This window comes from Streptomyces panaciradicis (assembly GCF_023516615.1).
Taxonomy (GTDB): Bacteria; Actinomycetota; Actinomycetes; order Streptomycetales; family Streptomycetaceae; genus Streptomyces; species Streptomyces panaciradicis.
In genome coordinates this window covers 1-15,880 of the sequence record NZ_JAMGBF010000134.1, presented here as the reverse complement: position 1 = coordinate 15,880, position 15,880 = coordinate 1, and the positions used below count along the sequence as shown (strand labels likewise).

The 15,880-nt window shown below is 73.4% G+C and carries 15 protein-coding genes; 4 read left to right on the top strand and 11 right to left on the bottom strand.

Translation table 11 applies throughout. The annotated features are described in order from the left end of the window. Together M8J74_RS34355 and M8J74_RS34350 are read left to right on the top strand one after the other, a co-directional pair. On the top strand, positions 1-1,119 hold a 1,119-nt coding region (locus M8J74_RS34355), incomplete at its 5' end, for a glycoside hydrolase family 15 protein (protein ID WP_249840185.1). A 99-nt stretch (positions 1,120-1,218) separates the two neighbouring features. Continuing rightward, on the top strand, positions 1,219-2,886 hold the full coding sequence (locus tag M8J74_RS34350) for a PucR family transcriptional regulator (protein WP_249840184.1): 1,668 nt from the start codon (positions 1,219-1,221) through the stop codon (positions 2,884-2,886). On the opposite strand, the gene M8J74_RS34345 is transcribed toward M8J74_RS34350, so the two are convergent. The 5 genes from M8J74_RS34345 to M8J74_RS34325 form a co-directional block, all read right to left on the bottom strand. Continuing rightward, positions 2,883-4,019 (bottom strand): glycosyltransferase family 4 protein, encoded by a 1,137-nt coding sequence (locus M8J74_RS34345; RefSeq protein WP_249840183.1) that lies wholly within the window; start codon positions 4,017-4,019, stop codon positions 2,883-2,885. The genes M8J74_RS34350 and M8J74_RS34345 overlap by 4 nt on opposite strands. A 310-nt stretch (positions 4,020-4,329) precedes the next feature. Next, positions 4,330-6,048 carry a DNA repair protein RecN gene (gene recN / locus M8J74_RS34340; protein WP_249840187.1) on the bottom strand — a complete coding sequence of 573 codons (1,719 nt, stop codon included), beginning with the start codon at positions 6,046-6,048 and terminating at the stop codon, positions 4,330-4,332. 180 nt (positions 6,049-6,228) lie between these two features. Further along, positions 6,229-7,134, bottom strand: coding sequence for an NAD kinase (locus M8J74_RS34335; RefSeq protein ID WP_058926191.1), 906 nt, complete (start codon positions 7,132-7,134; stop codon positions 6,229-6,231). Beyond that, a complete protein-coding gene (locus M8J74_RS34330; protein ID WP_058926190.1) occupies positions 7,131-7,946 on the bottom strand; it encodes a TlyA family RNA methyltransferase in 816 nt (271 codons plus the stop codon). Before M8J74_RS34330 ends, M8J74_RS34335 begins: the two co-directional genes overlap by 4 nt. A gap of 7 nt (positions 7,947-7,953) precedes the next feature. Next, positions 7,954-8,265: a hypothetical protein gene (locus M8J74_RS34325; RefSeq protein WP_249840182.1), complete on the bottom strand. Its 312-nt coding sequence runs from the start codon at positions 8,263-8,265 to the stop codon at positions 7,954-7,956. Between the two features lie 42 nt (positions 8,266-8,307). Here M8J74_RS34325 and M8J74_RS34320 point away from each other — a divergent pair, with 42 nt between their 5' ends. Continuing rightward, positions 8,308-8,655: an SCP2 sterol-binding domain-containing protein gene (locus M8J74_RS34320; RefSeq protein WP_249840181.1), complete on the top strand. Its 348-nt coding sequence runs from the start codon at positions 8,308-8,310 to the stop codon at positions 8,653-8,655. Here M8J74_RS34320 and M8J74_RS34315 read toward each other — a convergent pair. The 4 genes from M8J74_RS34315 to M8J74_RS34300 are packed head-to-tail and all read right to left on the bottom strand — an operon-like array spanning position 8,639 to position 12,639. Then, positions 8,639-9,490, bottom strand: a complete 852-nt coding sequence (locus M8J74_RS34315; RefSeq protein ID WP_249840180.1) for an ABC transporter ATP-binding protein — start codon at positions 9,488-9,490, stop codon at positions 8,639-8,641. The genes M8J74_RS34320 and M8J74_RS34315 overlap by 17 nt on opposite strands. Beyond that, positions 9,487-10,509 (bottom strand): FecCD family ABC transporter permease, encoded by a 1,023-nt coding sequence (locus M8J74_RS34310; RefSeq protein ID WP_372500358.1) that lies wholly within the window; start codon positions 10,507-10,509, stop codon positions 9,487-9,489. The genes M8J74_RS34315 and M8J74_RS34310 overlap by 4 nt, the downstream gene beginning before the upstream one ends. Positions 10,510-10,520: 11 nt before the next feature. Next, complete coding sequence (locus M8J74_RS34305) at positions 10,521-11,564, bottom strand: FecCD family ABC transporter permease (protein WP_249840178.1); 1,044 nt, start codon at positions 11,562-11,564, stop codon at positions 10,521-10,523. A 46-nt stretch (positions 11,565-11,610) separates the two neighbouring features. Next, positions 11,611-12,639 carry an HAD-IIA family hydrolase gene (locus M8J74_RS34300; RefSeq protein WP_249840177.1) on the bottom strand — a complete coding sequence of 343 codons (1,029 nt, stop codon included), beginning with the start codon at positions 12,637-12,639 and terminating at the stop codon, positions 11,611-11,613. 71 nt (positions 12,640-12,710) lie between these two features. Between M8J74_RS34300 and M8J74_RS34295 the strand changes: the two genes are divergently transcribed. After that, the gene (locus tag M8J74_RS34295; protein ID WP_249840176.1) at positions 12,711-14,003 is read left to right on the top strand and encodes a DUF1015 domain-containing protein; all 1,293 of its coding nucleotides are present in this window, start codon (positions 12,711-12,713) and stop codon (positions 14,001-14,003) included. 45 nt (positions 14,004-14,048) lie between these two features. On the opposite strand, the gene M8J74_RS34290 is transcribed toward M8J74_RS34295, so the two are convergent. Together M8J74_RS34290 and M8J74_RS34285 are read right to left on the bottom strand one after the other, a co-directional pair. Next, complete coding sequence (locus tag M8J74_RS34290; RefSeq protein ID WP_249840186.1) at positions 14,049-14,828, bottom strand: tetratricopeptide repeat protein; 780 nt, start codon at positions 14,826-14,828, stop codon at positions 14,049-14,051. Beyond that, positions 14,720-15,640 carry a hypothetical protein gene (locus M8J74_RS34285; RefSeq protein ID WP_249840188.1) on the bottom strand — a complete coding sequence of 307 codons (921 nt, stop codon included), beginning with the start codon at positions 15,638-15,640 and terminating at the stop codon, positions 14,720-14,722. The genes M8J74_RS34290 and M8J74_RS34285 overlap by 109 nt, the downstream gene beginning before the upstream one ends. Positions 15,641-15,880 lie beyond the last annotated feature (240 nt).

Below are 15,880 nucleotides of genomic sequence, written 5' to 3'. Positions count from 1 at the left end.
CTCATCACGCTGAAGGCTCTTACGTACGCGCCGACGGGCGGCATCGTCGCGGCGCCCACGACCTCCCTCCCGGAGGACATCGGCGGCGTCCGCAACTGGGACTACCGCTACACCTGGCTCCGCGACGCGGCCATCACCCTGTCCTCGCTGCTGCGCACCGGCTACCGCGAGGAGGCCCGCGCCTGGCGCGAGTGGCTGCTGCGCGCGGTCGCCGGCGACCCCGAGAACCTGCAGATCATGTACGGCATCGCGGGCGAGCGGGAGCTCGGCGAGGCGGAGCTGGACTGGCTGCCCGGCTACGAGAACTCCGCGCCGGTGCGCGTCGGCAACGGCGCCGCCCACCAGCTCCAGCTCGACGTGTACGGCGAGGTCACCGAGGCCCTGCACCTGGGCCACATGACGGGCCTGGCCCGCAGCGACTACGCCTCCCTGCTGCAGCTGAAGCTGATCCGCTACCTGGAGCAGCACTGGGACGAGCCCGACGAGGGCATCTGGGAGGTGCGCGGCCCGCGCCGGCACTTCGTGCACTCCAAGGTCATGGCCTGGGTCGCCGTCGACCGCACCATCAAGCTCATCGAGTCCGGCGACGCCGACGGCCCGCTGGAGCGGTGGAAGGAACTGCGCGACGAGATCCACCGGGACGTGTGCGAGAAGGGTTACGACAAGGAGCGCAACACCTTCACGCAGTCGTACGGCTCGAAGGAACTGGACGCGTCGCTGCTGCTCATCCCGCAGATGGGCTTCCTGCCCCCGGACGACAAGCGCGTGATCGGCACGATCGAGGCCATCCAGCGCGAGCTGTCCACCCCGGACGGGTTCATCCTGCGCTACCCCACCGAGGGCGACAGCGAGGGCGTCGACGGCCTGCCCGGCGACGAGGGCGCCTTCCTGGCCTGCTCGTTCTGGATGGCGGACGACCTGGCGATGATCGGCCGCGTGGACGAGGCGCGCAAGCTCTTCGAGAAGCTGCTCTCCCTGCGCAACGACCTCGGCCTGCTCGCCGAGGAGTGGGACCCGCGCCTCAAGCGCCAGGTCGGCAACTTCCCGCAGGCCTTCAGCCACGTCCCGCTCATCGACACGGCCCTGCGCCTGACGGCGTCGGGGGCCTACGGCGGCTGAGCCCGCGCGAGGGCACGGCGGCGGGGCTCGTCCGGGGCCGCGCCGCCGCCCACCGACCGGAAGTGTCCCCGGGGCGTCCACACAGGTAGCGTCCGGTCCATGGACAGCGGCACGGACAGCGGATTCGACACCCAGGGCGGCGGCATCACCGTGCAGCGGGCACTGGAGCTGCCCGGACTGCGCAGCGGTCTGCCCGAGGTCGTGGCGGGCGCCGACCGGCTGCGGCGGACCGTGCGCTGGGTGCACGCCGGTGAGGTGCCCAACATCGCCTCGCTGCTCAAGGGCGGCGAGCTGCTGCTGACCACGGGCTACGGGCTGGGCACCCGCCCCGCCGACCAGCGGGCGTTCGTGCGCACCCTGGCCGAGCGGGGCATCGCGGCCCTCGTGGTGGAACTGGGCCCCCGGTTCACCCGGCTGCCCGCCACGCTCGTCGACACCGCCCGCTCGATGGGCCTGCCGCTGGTCCAGCTGCACCGCGAGGTGCCGTTCGTCGCGGTGACGGAGGAGATCCACACCGAGATCGTCAACGGCCACTACGCGCTGCTGCAGCGGGCCGAGGAGGTGCACCGCCGCTGCACCGAGGCCCTGCTGGGCGGCGGCGGGGTGCCCCAGGTGCTGGGCATCCTGGCGGACTTCGGCGGCAACCCGGTCTTCCTGGAGACACCGGACGGCCAGCTGCTCTACGCCGCCGGGGAGGGCCCCGAGGGCGCGGACCCGCTGCAGGTCTGGGAGGGGCTGCGCGGCCAGCGCAAGGACGCCCCGCCGCCGTCGGGGTCGGTGCTCGTGGACGTGCCCGGGGGCGGGCCGGGGACGGGTGCGGTACGGGCCCGGCTGGTGCTGCTTCCGGTACGCGCGCCGCTGGCGACGGTGCACCGGATGGCGGCCGAACGGGCCGCGGGCATCCTCGCGGTCGTGCTGATGCAGGCCCGGCAGGAGGAGGAGCTCGCGGCGCGCGGCCGCGGCGACTTCCTCACCGACCTGGCCGAGGGCCGTATCACCGCCGAGGACGCGCCCGCCCAGGCGCGCGTGCTGGGCTTCAAGCCCGGCGGCAGTCCGCTGCTGCCGGTCGTGATGCGGCTGGGCGACGCGCTGTCCCCGGGCGGCGGGTGGGCGGTGCTGGCGCGCGCGGTGTCCGAGGAACTGGCGGCGGTCGGGGTGCCGGTGCTGCTGGGCGTACGGCCCGTGGAGGGCCGTGTCCTGGTGCTGCTGGGCCTGCGGTCGGAGTCGGAGCGGTCGGCGGTGGCGGACCGGGTGGCGGCGGCGCTGCGGGCCGGCGTGGAGCGGGCGGGCATGCGGCGGCCGGGGGCGCAGCCGCCGGTGGTGGTGGTCGGCGTCGCTGGCGGCTGGGCGGCGGCCTCGGCGGGGCTGCGGCACGCGGCGGAGACGGCCACGGCCGCCCAGGGGCTGACGGACCGCCCCTGGTACGACGCCCGCCGCCTCGACATCGACCTGCTGCTGTGGCGGCTGCGCGAGCATCCCGACCTGGCCGCGTTCGTGGACCGTGCCATCGGCCCCCTGCGCGACCACGACGAGCGTTCGAAGCCGCCCCTGCTGCCCACGCTGCAGACATACCTGGCGCACGCCGGCCGCAAGGCGGAGACGGCCCGGGAGCTGCACCTCAACCGCCAGACCCTCTACAACCGCCTCGCCAGGATCGGCGAGTTGCTCGGCACGGACCTCGACGACCCGCAGACGGTACTGGCCTTGAGCCTGGCCCTGCGGGCCCGTCGGCACGTGCCCCGGGACGGCCGCCGCACCGGCGGCTAGACGAGCGGCCGGGGCTGGGTCAACTCGTCGTAGACGCTGAGCACTTGGGCGACGGTCTCGTCCTCGGTCGGCCAGGTGGCCGCCTGCCGGGTGCCGTTGTCCTTGAGCCGCTCGCACCGCTCGGGGTCGGCGAGGAGCGCGGTCACGGCGTCGGCCAGGGCCTTGGCGTCGCCGTACGGGACGAGTTCGGCGGCGTCGCCGACGAGTTCGGGGATGCCGCCGACGCGGGTCGCGACGAGCGGCACGCGCGCGTGCAGGGCCGCCTGGGCGAACACGGACCGCGACTCCCAGCCGCTGGGCAGCAGCGCGAGGTCGGCGGCGGCGAGGAGGTCGCCCACGTCGTCGCGGCGTCCGATGAGCCGGACGGGCAGCTCCTCGTCCTCGATACGGCGCTGCAGCACCCCGCGCAGGGGGCCCTCTCCGGCGATCACGACGAGCGGCACGGGGTCGAGGCGCCGCCATCCGTGCACGGCGTCCAGGAGGGTGCGGTAGCCGCGGTGCCGGTCCAGCGAGCCGACGGCCAGCAGCAACGGTCGTCCGGTCGTGCCGAGTTCGGCCCGGAGCTTGGAGCCGGCCCGCTCCGGGTCGTCGTGGTCGGCGGGCCGGGACGGCACGGGCAGGGCGACGGCGGCCAGCCGCGCGTCCCGGGCGCCGGAGCCGCGGGCCCGGTCGACGAGGTCGGAGGTGGTCCCCAGGACCACCGTGGCGGCCTTGACGACCCGCCGCTCCAGCAGGCGCAGCAGATGGGCCCGGGCGCCTTCGGCGTGCGCCCGGTTGTGCCAGGTGACGACGAGCGGGGTGCGCCGCCCGCCGAGCGCGAGCACGGCGCGGAAGGAGGCGTGCAACCCGTGCGCGTGCACCAGGTCGGCGTTCCTGCACGCCTCCCGCAGCACGGCCACGGACGCCGGGTCGCTGCTGCGGGGCACGTGGACGTGTTCGGCGCCGGCGCCGGTGAAGTCGTAGAGGCGGTCGGCCTCGGCGGGGGCGCACACCGTGACCCGTACGCCCCTCGCGACGAGGCCGGAGGCCAGCGAACGCACATGCGCGCTGCTGCCGGCGTTGCCGCCGCCCAGCACCTGCACGGTGCGCAGCGACGACTGGCCGTGCGGCGGATGGCTGCTGACGGGGCTCACGCGGCCGGGGCTCCTGATTCGGCGTCGGGCGGTCACGAAGAAGGTACAGAAGGACCGGGCGGAGGGGGTGTACCGCGCGGTTTCCTCCACGCTCCACGCCCAAGGATGCCAGCACGTACGGGTGTTCCGGCAACGCGAACCTGCCGGGGAACGGGCGGAAACCGGGGCAGCATCACTCACACGGGTGAGGACGGGGTGATTCCGGGTGGGGAGGTGAAGACTCCGTGTCGGTGCGGGGGCCGACGGGAGCGCGTCGGCCCGAACCGGCGTACGGAGGCGACGGACCGCTCCGTCACCTCCGCTTGGGCTGTCAGACGTCGGCGCGGGCCGTGGCCAGCAGCTCCTCGGCATGCGCACGGGCCGTCTCGGAGTCCTCCTGGCCGGCCAGCATCCGGGACAACTCCCGTACGCGGTCCTCCCCTTCGAGGACCTTCACGCCGGAGCGCGTCACGGAGCCGTCGTTCGTCTTCTCCACCAGCAACTGCCGGTCGGCGAAGGCGGCCACCTGCGGAAGGTGGGTGACGACCACGACCTGCGCGCTCTTCGCCAGCCGGGCGAGGCGCCGCCCGATCTCGACGGCCGCCTTGCCGCCGACACCGGCGTCGACCTCGTCGAAGAGGTACGTCGGCACGGGGTCGGTCCCCGCGAACACGACCTCGACGGCGAGCATCACGCGCGAAAGTTCACCGCCGGAGGCGCCCTTGGCGATGGGCCGCGGCGGCGCCCCCGGGTGCGGGGCGAGCAGCAGCTCGACCTCGTCGACGCCGGACGGCCCGTAGGCGACGGTGCGTCCGCCGACCTCCACGCCCTCCGGGTCCTCGCTCTGCCGCAGTTCGAAGGACACGCGCGCGTGCGGCATCGCGAGGGAGGCCAGTTCGGCCGTCACGGCGGCCGCGAACCGTTCGGCGGCCTCCGCCCGCGCGTCGGTCAACGCCTGGGCGAGCCCGCCCAGTTCGGCCCGCAGCGCGTCCCGCTCGGCGGTCAGTTCGCCGATCCGCTCGTCGTCGCCGTCGAGTTCGGTCAGTCGCGCGGCACTGCGCTCGGCCCACGCCAGGACGGAGTTGACGTCCTCGCCGTACTTCCGCGTCAGCGCGGTCAGCGCGGCCCGCCGTTCCTCGACGGCCGCCAGCCGCAGCGGGTCGGCGTCCAGGTCGTCGGCGTAGCCCGCCAGTTCGCCGGCCACATCGCCCAGCAGGATGCCGATCTCCCCGATCCGGTCGGCGAGCGCGGACAGCGCCGGGTCGTGCGACCGCACGGCGTCCAGCGCCCGCTGGGCGCCCGCGACGAGGGTCGCCGCGTCGATGCCCTCGGGGTCCTCGGGGTTCCCGGCGAGGGCGGCGTGCGCGGCCGTGGCGGCCGACGACAGCGCCTCGGCGTGTCCGAGCCGCTCCGCCTCCTCGGCCAGTTCGGCGTCCTCTCCGGCCCGCGGCTCGACCCCGGCGATCTCGTCGAGGCCGTAGCGCAGCATGTCGGCCTCCTGGGCCCGCTCACGCGCGCGGGTGACGATCTCCTCCAGCTCGACCGACACGGCCCGCAGCCGCCGGTAGGCCTCGCCGTACTTGGCGAGCGGCCCGGCGACCGCGTCGCCCGCGTACCGGTCCAGCGCCTGCCGCTGCCGGGACAGCTTCAGCAGCCCCTGCTGATCGGTCTGCCCGTGCACGGCCACGAGGTCGTCGGCGAGGTCGGCGAGCAGTCCGACCGGCACGCTCCGCCCGCCCACGTGGGCCCGCGACCGTCCCTCGGCGGAGACGGTGCGGCTGATCAGCAGCGCCCCGTCGTCCAGCTCGGCCCCGGCCTCCTCGGCCCGCACGACGGCCGCGGCGCCCTGGGCCACCGAGATCCGCCCCTCGACCACGGCCTTGTCGGCCCCGATCCGCACGAGCGCCGCGTCGGCGCGCCCGCCCAGGAGCAGCCCCAGGCTGGTGACGACCATGGTCTTGCCCGCACCCGTCTCACCGGTGACAGCGGTGAACCCGGGTGACAGCTCGACGACCGCGTCATCAATGACGCCGAGCGACCGTATCCGCATCTCTTCCAGCACGATGAAGACCTTACGAGGTCCGGGCAGCCGAGTGCGAGGTGCCCTTGTCACCCGGGGGAGTGTCACGCCCCGAGGGGCGCGGGACTGTTTCGGCATGCGGCTCTGCCGCGTGGGCGCGAGCAACCGCAAACCACCCGCACCCGCCGACGACAGGGCACCCCCCGAACCCTAGTGCGGAGCCCCCCGCCACCCCGACACCGGCAGCGCGAACTTCGCCACCAGCCGATCCGTGAACGACGCGTGGTGCAGCCGGGCCAGCCGCACCGGCACGGCCCCTCGCCGCACCTCGACCCTGGCCCCCGGCGGCAGCTCCACCGTCCGCCGCCCGTCGCACCACAGCACCCCCGGCGGGATGTGCGGCAGCACCTCCACCGCCAGCACCGAGTCCGGCGAGGTCACCAGGGGCTTGGCGAACAGGGCGTGCGCGCTGATCGGCACCATCAGCAGCGCCTCCACCTCGGGCCACACCACGGGACCGCCCGCGGAGAAGGCGTAGGCGGTCGATCCGGTCGGGGTGGACAGCACGATCCCGTCGCAGCCGAACCCGGTGACGGGCCGCCCGTCGATCTCCAGGACGACTTCCAGGAGCTTCTCGGCGCCGGCCTTCTGCACGGCCGCCTCGTTCAGCGCCCAGTCGGTGTGCACGATGTCCCCGTTCTGGTGAACGACGACGTCGACGGTCATCCGCTCCTCGACCTCGTAGGCCTTGGTCACGACCCGGTCGACGACCTTGTCGAGGTCGTCCCGCTCGGCCTCGGCGAGGAAGCCGACCCGCCCGAGGTTGACGCCGAGCATCGGCACGCCGGAGGCGCGGGCGAACTCGGCGCCGCGCAGCAGCGTGCCGTCACCGCCGAGCACGATCAGCAGCTCGCACCCGTCGAGGCACTGCGGAGTGGCCTCCTTGACCAGCTGCACCTCGTCCGGCAGCGGCAGGTCGGCGGCCTCGTACTCCAGCACGCGCACGCCGATGCCCTCGCGCAGCAGGCCCTTGACCACCAGCTCGGCACTGCGGATGGCCGCCGGCCGGCCCGTGTGGGCGAGGAGGAAAACAGTACGAGCTCGGTTCTGACTCAACGCGGCCCCTCCGCCACTGCTCGGTCGACATCGGCCGGGTCCAGTTCGGCTGCTCCGGCCCGCAGCCACAGAAAGTACTCGACGTTCCCGGACGGTCCGGGCAGCGGACTGGCGGTGACACCCCGCACCCCGAGGCCCAGTTCCCACGCCTTCCGGGCCACGCCACGCACGGCTTCCGCCCGCAGTTGCGGACTCCGCACGACTCCCCCGCTGCCCAGCCTTTCCTTGCCCACCTCGAACTGCGGCTTGACCATCATCACCAGGTCGGCGTCCGGCTTCACGCACCGCACGAGGGCCGGCAGCACCAGCCCTAGCGGGATGAAGGACAGATCGCCCACGACAAGATCCACAGGTTCCCCATCGATCGCTTCAAGCGTCAACTCGCGTACGTTCGTACGGTCCTTGACGGTGACGCGTTCATCGCTCTGCAGAGTCCAGGCGAGTTGGCCGTAACCGACGTCCACGGCGACGACGTGCGCGGCCCCCGAGCGCAGCAGCACGTCCGTGAACCCGCCGGTGGAGGCGCCGGCGTCCAGCGCCCGCCGCCCCTTCACCACGAGCCCCTGCGGCACGAACGCCTCCAGGGCGCCCGCGAGCTTGTGCCCGCCCCGGGAGACGTAGTCGGGATCGCCGGCGTCGTCGGAGACGACGATCGCCGCCGCGGTCTCCACCTGCGTGGCCGGTTTGGTCGCGACGGTCTTGCCGACGGTGACCCGCCCGGCCGCGATCAGCTGACTCGCGTGCTCACGCGAGCGCGCGAGCTTACGGCGGACCAGCTCCGCGTCCAGACGGCGGCGTGCGACTCCTGCCACGTTCGGTTCAGCTCCTGTTGCCATACGAGGGTGAAGGCGTCCTCGGGTCGTACGACGGCGAGGGCGCCGGGGGTCCCGGGCGCGCGTCGAGCGCGGTGAGCGCGTCGCGCAGCCCCCCGTGTACATCCTCGTACACCTCGACGTGTCCGTCGGTGGCGAGGTGGTCGGCGTCGCCGAGCCGCTCCAGGTGGGCGTCGACCTCGGCGTTGCCGGTGGGGGTGCGGGGCACGTCCAGCGGGGCGGGGGCGGCGGGGTCGTACTCCGGTTCGACCTCGGGCCGCTCCTGCTCCGGTGGGGCCTCGGGCACAGAGTCGCTCATGCCCAGACGCTACATCGAAGCCCTGGGGTACCGTCGATCGCGATGGCAACGATCGAGGAGTGCCGTACCGCACTCGAGAAGCTCTCGGACAACATGCGGGGCGCCGACGGCGACGTCCGGGCGGCCGCCGCCCTGGACCGCTCGGTGAGCTGCCGGATCACCGACCTGGACGTGACCCTCGTCGGCCGGATGACCGACGGCCGGATCGCTGTCGACGAGGTCGTCCAGGGGCCGCCGAAGGAGAAGGCACAGATCAGGCTGACGATGTCCGGCGACGACCTGGTGGCCCTGGTGGACGGCGAGCTGAACTTCGCCCGCGCCTGGGGTTCGGGCCGGGTGAAGCTGGAGGCGAGCCTGGTCGACCTGTTCCGCCTCAGGAAGCTTCTGTAGCCACCGCCGCGCGTGCCTTGCGCGCCGCGGGCACGACGAGCGGGGTGCCCGTCTCCGGGTCGTCGATGACCTGGCAGCGCAGCCCGAAGACCTCCTCGACCAGTTCGGCCGTGACGATGTCGTTCGGCGCGCCCTCGGCGACGACCCGGCCGCTCTTGAGCGCGATCAGATGGGTGGCGTACCGGGCGGCGTGGTTGAGGTCGTGCAGCACGGCGACGAGCGTCCGCCCCTGTTCCTCGTGGAGTTCGGCGCACAGGTCGAGGACGTCGATCTGGTGCTGGATGTCGAGGTAGGTGGTCGGCTCGTCGAGGAGCAGCAGTGGTGTCTGCTGGGCGAGCGCCATGGCGATCCACACGCGCTGGCGCTGACCACCGGACAGCTCGTCCACGTACCGCTCGGCGAGCTCGGCGACCCCCGTGCGCGCCATGGCCTCTCGCACGACCCGCTCGTCCTCGGCCGACCACTGGCGCAGCAGGCCCTGGTGCGGGTACCGGCCGCGGCCGACCAGGTCGCCGACCGTGATCCCGTCGGGCGCGATCGACGACTGCGGCAGCAGCCCGAGAGTCCGCGCGACCTTCTTCGCGGGCATCGACTGGATGACGTGCCCGTCGAGCAGCACCCGTCCGTGGCTCGGCCTGAGCATCCGCGACAGGGCGCGCAGCAGCGTGGACTTGCCGCACGCGTTCGGGCCGACGATCACGGTGAAGGAGTGGTCGGGGATCTCCACCGAGAGCTGCTCGGCGATGACCCGCTGGTCGTAGGCGAGGGTGACGTTCTCGGCGGACAGGCGGTTCACTGCGCTCCTTGGGGTGTACGTGTTCTGCGGGCCGCTCATATCCGGCCCGCCCTGCGCTCCGCGACCAGCAGCCACAGCAGGTAGACGCCGCCGAGGACACCGGTGACCACGCCGACGGGCAGCTGGTCGGCGCCGAAGGCCCGCTGCGAGGCCCAGTCGGCGGTGACCAGCAAGGCGGCGCCCATGCACAGCGACGGCAGCAGGTTGGGGCCGGGCGAGCGGGTGAGGCGCCGGGCGAGCTGCGGGGCGGTGAGCGAGACGAAGCCGACGGGCCCGGCCGCCGCCGTCGCCGTGGCGACGAGCAGGACGGCGGCCACCATCAGCAGCGCCCGTACGCGCTCCACGCGCACCCCGAGGGCGTTCGCGACGTCGTCGCCCATCTCCATCATCCGCAGGCCGCGCCCGCCCGCCAGGACGAGCGGCACGAGGACTGCGCACACCCCGAGGAGCGGCCAGACCTGCTCCCAGTCACGGCCGTTGAGGGACCCCGTCATCCACACGAGCGCGCGGGCCGCGTCCACGATGTCGGAGACGGTGAGGAGATAGCCGTTGACCGCGGTGACGATCGCGGAGACGCCGATGCCGACCAGGACCAGCCGGTAGCCGTGCACGCCCCGCTTCCAGGCCAGCAGGTAGATGGCGAGGCCGGTCGCCAGTCCGCCCACGAGCGCGCCGACGGTGACCTGGGCCGCGCTGCCGGAGAACAGCACGATCATCACCAGCGCCCCGGCGGTCGCGCCCTGTCCGAGGCCGAGCACGTCCGGACTGCCCAGCGGATTGCGGGTGACGGCCTGGAACAGGGCGCCGCCGAGCCCCAACGAGGCGCCCACCAGCAGTCCGACCAGGACCCTGGGCAGCCGCAGCTCGTTGACGATGAACTCCTGGCCCGCGTTGCCGTCGCCGAGCAGCGTCCGCACCACGTCGCCGGCCGGGATCGGGAAGTCGCCGGTGCCGATCAGCACGACGCTCGCGGCGAGCGCGGCGAGCAGCAGCAGGACGACGACGGTGACGGCACGCACGTCCAGGCGCAGGGAGAGCCCGCCCGGGGCCCTGAGCACACGGTGGTTCCTCACAGCTGGGCCGTCCTCCGCCGTCGTACCAGAAAGATGAAGACCGGCCCGCCGACGAGCGCGGTGATGATGCCGACCTGGAGTTCCGCGGGGCGGGCGACGACCCGGCCGACGACGTCGGCGCCGAGCAGCAGCACGGGCGACAGGATCGTCGCGTACGGCAGGATCCAGCGCAGGTCGGGACCGGTGAAGGACCGTACGGCGTGCGGGACCATCAGCCCGACGAACGCGATCGGCCCGCACGCGGCGGTCGCCGCCCCGCACAGCACGGTCGCCGCCAGCATGGACAGCGCCCGCGTGCGGTTGAGGTCGGCGCCGAGAGCCCTGGCGGTGTCGTCGCCCATGGCCACGGCGTTCAGCGGCCGGGCGAGGCCGAGGGCGAGCAGCGTGCCGGCCACGAAGAACGGCAGCACCTGCGTGATCGTCGAGTCGGTCGCCGAGGACAGCGAACCGACGGTCCAGAAGCGCATTTTGCCCAGCGCCGCCTGGTCCGTGATCATCACGGCCTGCAGATAGCCGTAGAGCGCGGCGCTGATCGCGGTGCCGGCGAGCGCGAGCCGCACGGGTGTCGCGCCCCGGCTGCCGCCCAGGAACCAGACGAGCGCCCCGACCGCCGCGGCTCCGAGGAACGCGAACCAGACATAGCCGCTCGGGCTGGTGACACCGAGGAAGGTGATCGCCGTGACGACCGCGGCCGACGCGCCGGCGTTGATGCCGAGCAGTCCGGGGTCGGCCAGCGGATTGCGGGTGAGCGCCTGGAGCACGGCCCCGGACAGGCCGAGCGCGGCACCGGCGAGCAGCCCGAGGACGGTACGCGAGAGCCGCTCGTCGACGACCACGTCGCCGTACGTGCCCGTGTCCTGGAACAGGCCGTGCCACACCTGCCCCAGGGACAGCCCTTTCGCGCCGATCGCGATGCTCGCCAACGCGACGAGCACCAGGACGAGGACGGCGATCAGGAGACCGAGGGCACGGACCGCCCGGCGGGTCGGGGGCGCGGGGGCGGTCTCCGCGCGCTGCTCTGGAGGACTGTCGACCAACACGAGGTTAGGTTAGCCTACCCTCGCATAATCGATCGATCCCCGGTGCTCAGAACCCCAGCCGCGCCAGCGCCTTCCCCGGGTCCAGCTCGCACACACCGTCCCCGGCCGCCGTCCAGGCCGCCGCGCACAGCGCCCGCAGCCCGTCCAACGCCTCGCCGTCACCGTCGAGTTCGAGCCGCTCCCCGCCGGCGACGGCCGTCCACCCGCCGCACCGGAAGCCGCCGTCCGCCGCCGCGACCTCCGGCTGGCCCGTCAGCAGGCCGCGCAGATCGGCGTCGACATACGTCGGCCGGTGCTGCGGCGGCGCGGCCAGCAGCTGGGCGCCGTCGGTGACACCGGTCAGCACCAGCAGCGAGTCGACCTCGCCGTTGAAGGCCCCCTCGATGTCCGTGTCCAGCCGGTCCCCGACCACCAGCGGCCGCTCGGCGCCGGTGCGCAGGATGGTCTCGCGGTGCATGGGCGGCAACGGCTTGCCCGCCACCTGCGGTTCGGCCCCGGTCGCGATGCGCACGACCTCCACCGCCGCGCCGTTGCCCGGCGCGATCCCACGGGCGCCCGGAATCGTCAGGTCGGTGTTGGAGGCGTACCAGGGCAGCCCGCGCGCGATGGCGTACGACGCCTCCGCGAACCGCCCCCACGGCAACTCGGGGCCGCCGTACCCCTGCACGACCGCCACCGGATCGTCGTCCGCCGACTCCACGGGCTCCAGCCCGCGCTCGCGCAGCGCGACCCGCAGGCCCTCGCCGCCGATCACCAGCACCCGCGCGCCTTCCGGCATCTGCTCGCTGATCAGCCGGGCCACCGCCTGCGCGGAGGTGATGACGTCGTCGGCCCCCGTCGGTATCCCCAGCTCGGTGAGGTGGGCGGCCACCGAATCCGGCGTCCGCAGCGCGTTGTTGGTGACGTAGGCGAGATGCATCCCGCCGTCGCGCGCGGTCGCCAGCGACTCGACCGCGTGCGCGATGGCGTTGCCCCCCGCGTACACCACACCGTCCAGGTCGAGCAGCGCCGTGTCGTACGCCTCGCTCAGGGCCCGCTCACTGTCCGCGGGACTCGTCCTGACGCTCTGGCCCATTCCGCATCGCTCCTCGTTCGACGTTTTCCCCCGATCATCCCTCATGCCACCGGCACACGTACGATGCCGGGATGAACACAGCAGGTCACTCGGAGGCAACGGCGCGCCGGGGCCTGGAACTCACCCCGTTCCGCGGCCTTCGTTACGACCCCGACCGGGTCGGCAGCCTCTCCGCCGTGACGTCCCCGCCGTACGACGTCGTCGTGCGCCCCGACGGCCTGCACCACCTCCAGGACGCCGACCCGTACAACATCGTCCGGCTGATCCTCCCCCAGGCGCCCAGCCCGACCGACCGCAACGAACAGGCCTCGGACACGCTGCGCCGCTGGCAGGCCGAGGGCGTCCTGACCACCGACCCCGAACCGGGCCTGTACGTCTACGAACAGCGGCACGCCGACGGCATGCTCCAGCGCGGCATCATCGGCGCCCTGCGCGTCTCGGACCCGGCGGAGGGCGTCGTCCTGCCGCACGAGGACGTCATGCCGCACGTGGTCGCCGACCGCGCGGCCCTGATGCGCGCCACCTCCGCGAACCTGGAACCGCTGCTCCTGACCTACCGCGGCAACGGCTCGACGGCCACCACGGCGGACGTGGTGGAACGCCTCGCCGACAAGCCCCCCTTGCTGTCCACCACCACCGAGGACGGCTACAACCACCGCCTGTGGTCGGTCACCGACCCCTCCGACGTGACCGCCATCCAGTCAGAACTGGCCCGTCACCAGGCCCTGATCGCCGACGGCCACCACCGCTGGGCGACCTACCGCCGGCTGCGCACGGAGCACCCCTCCCCCAGCCCCTGGGACTACGGCCTGGTCCTCCTGGTCGACACGGCCCGCTACCCGCTGCGCGTCCGCGCGATCCACCGCCTCCTGCACGCCCTGCCGCTCACGGACGCGCTGGCCGCCGTGGAGGGCCTGTTCCGGGTACGACGGCTCGACGTGCCGCTGGCCGAGGCGCTGGAGGTCCTCGCCGACGCCGCGTGCGCGGGCAACGCCTTCCTCCTGGCCGGTGACGGGGCCTTCCACCTCCTGGACCGCCCGGACCCGGACCTGCTGGCCCGTACGATCCCCGCCGACCGCCCCGCTGCCTGGCGCACGCTGGACGCCACGGTCCTGCACGCCACGCTCCTGGACCATGTGTGGCGCATCCCGGAGGACTCGCCGGCCCACATCGCCTACATCCACGACACGGCGGCGACGGTCGCCAAGGCGGAGCACGACGGCGGTACGGCGGTCCTGATGCACCCCGTCCGCGAGGAGGTCGTCCGCGACCTGGCACGCCAGGGCGTCACGATGCCCCGCAAGTCGACATCGTTCGGCCCGAAACCGGCGTCGGGGCTGGTGCTGCGCGCACTGGAGCCCTGACACACGAAAGGGCGGGACCGCATCGGTCCCGCCCTTTCGCACAGATCACTCCTTGTCGTCCTCGACCTCGACCTCAGCCTCGACCTTGTCCTCGACCTCGGCCTGAGCTTCGTCCTCGGCCTCGGCGTCGTCCGTGGTGTCGCTGTCGTCGAAGGCGTCGACGAACTCGACGCCGTCCAGCTCGGCGAGCCGGTCCGAGGCGTCCGTGCTGCCGTCCCGGTCGGCCTCGACGGCCTTCGCGAACCACTCGCGCGCCTCGCCCTCACGACCGGCGGCGAGCAGCGCGTCGGCATAGGCGTACCGGAGCCGCGCGGTCCACGGCTGGACGGAGTTGGAGGCGAGCTCGGGGCTCTGCAGCGTCACGATGGCCGCGTCGAGCTGACCCATGTCACGCCGGGCGCCGGCCGCGACAAGCCGCATCTCGACCTGCCCCGCCTTGTCGAGCTTGTTCACCTCGGGCGCCCCCGCCATGTCCAGCGCCTTCTCGGGCCGCCCGAGCCCACGCTCGCAGTCGGCCATGACCGGCCACAGCTCCGCACTGCCGGTCATCCGCCGAGCGGCCCGGAACTCGGCGAGCGCCTCGGAGTACTTCTGGTTCGCGTACGCCGCGAACCCGCCCGCCTCGCGTACGGCGGCCACGCGCGACGCCAGCCGCAGGGCCACCTTCGAGTAGGCGTACGCGCCCTCGGGGTCCTCGTCGATGAGCCTGGCGACCATCACCAGGTTCTTGGCGACGTCCTCGGCGAGCGTCTTCGGCAGGCTCTGCAGCTCCTGCCGTACGTCCTTGTCGATCTCGTCGCCCGTGACGTCCTCCGGGATCGGCAGCCGCTTGATGGGCTCCCTGTCCCGGTCCCGCTCGTCCCGGAAACGCCCGCCACCACGGCGGTCGTCACGCCGGTCGTCCCTGCGGTCGTCACGTCGGTCGTCCCGGCCGCGGAAGCCTCCGGGGCGTCCGCCGCGGTCGTCCCTCCGGTCGTCACGGCCACGGAACCCACCGGGACGCCCACCGCGGTCGTCACGGCCACGGAAGCCACCACGGTCGCCCCGGTCATCACGGCGATCGTCACGACGGAAGCCGCCACGGTCACTGTCCCGACGCTCACCACGGTCGTCACGGCGGAAGTCGTCACGGCGGAAGTCGTCACGCCGGTCGTCACGCCGGTCGTCGCGGCGGACCGGACGGTCGCCGCGGTCGTCGCGGCGGAAGGTCGGACGGTCGCTCCGGTCATCGCGACGGTCGTCACGGCGGAAGGGGGGACGGTCACCCCGGTCGTCCCGACGCGGACCACGATCACGGTCGTCACGCTGGAACGAGGGACGGGAGCCAGGGGCACGGTCGTCCCGACGATCGTCGCGCCGGCCGTATCCACCGCCACGGTTGTCGTCACGACGGAAGCCACCACGGTCGTCACGGCGATCATCACGGCGGTCATCGCGACGGTCGTCACGGCGGAAGGCCGGACGGTCGCCCCGGTCATCACGGCGGTCGTCACGACGGAACCCGCCGCGGTCATCGCCACGCCGGTCGTCGCGTCGGTCGTCACGGCGGCCGTACCCGCCGCCACGGTTGTCGTCACGACGGAAGCCACCACGGTCGTCACGGCGGTCGTCACGGCGGTCATCGCGACGGTCGTCACGGCGGAAGGGGGGACGGTCACCCCGGTCGTCCCGACGCGGACCACGATCACGGTCGTCACGCTGGAACGAGGGACGGGAGCCAGGGGCACGGTCGTCCCGACGATCGTCGCGCCGGCCGTATCCACCGCCACGGTTGTCGTCACGACGGAAGCCACCACGGTCGTCACGGCGATCATCACGGCGGTCATCGCGACGGTCGTCACGGCGGAAGGCCGGACGGTCGCCCCGGTCATCACGGC

Bases quoted from the DNA above. Each gene is read 5' to 3' on its own strand.
- M8J74_RS34350 (WP_249840184.1), top strand. From the start codon at position 1,219: ATGGACAGCGGCACGGACAGCGGATTCGACACCCAGGGCGGCGGCATC.
- M8J74_RS34320 (WP_249840181.1), top strand. From the start codon at position 8,308: ATGGCAACGATCGAGGAGTGCCGTACCGCACTCGAGAAGCTCTCGGAC.
- M8J74_RS34325 (WP_249840182.1), bottom strand. From the start codon at position 8,265: ATGAGCGACTCTGTGCCCGAGGCCCCACCGGAGCAGGAGCGGCCCGAG.
- M8J74_RS34300 (WP_249840177.1), bottom strand. From the start codon at position 12,639: ATGGGCCAGAGCGTCAGGACGAGTCCCGCGGACAGTGAGCGGGCCCTG.
- M8J74_RS34295 (WP_249840176.1), top strand. From the start codon at position 12,711: ATGAACACAGCAGGTCACTCGGAGGCAACGGCGCGCCGGGGCCTGGAA.
- M8J74_RS34315 (WP_249840180.1), bottom strand. From the start codon at position 9,490: ATGAGCGGCCCGCAGAACACGTACACCCCAAGGAGCGCAGTGAACCGC.
- recN (WP_249840187.1), bottom strand. From the start codon at position 6,048: ATGCGGATACGGTCGCTCGGCGTCATTGATGACGCGGTCGTCGAGCTG.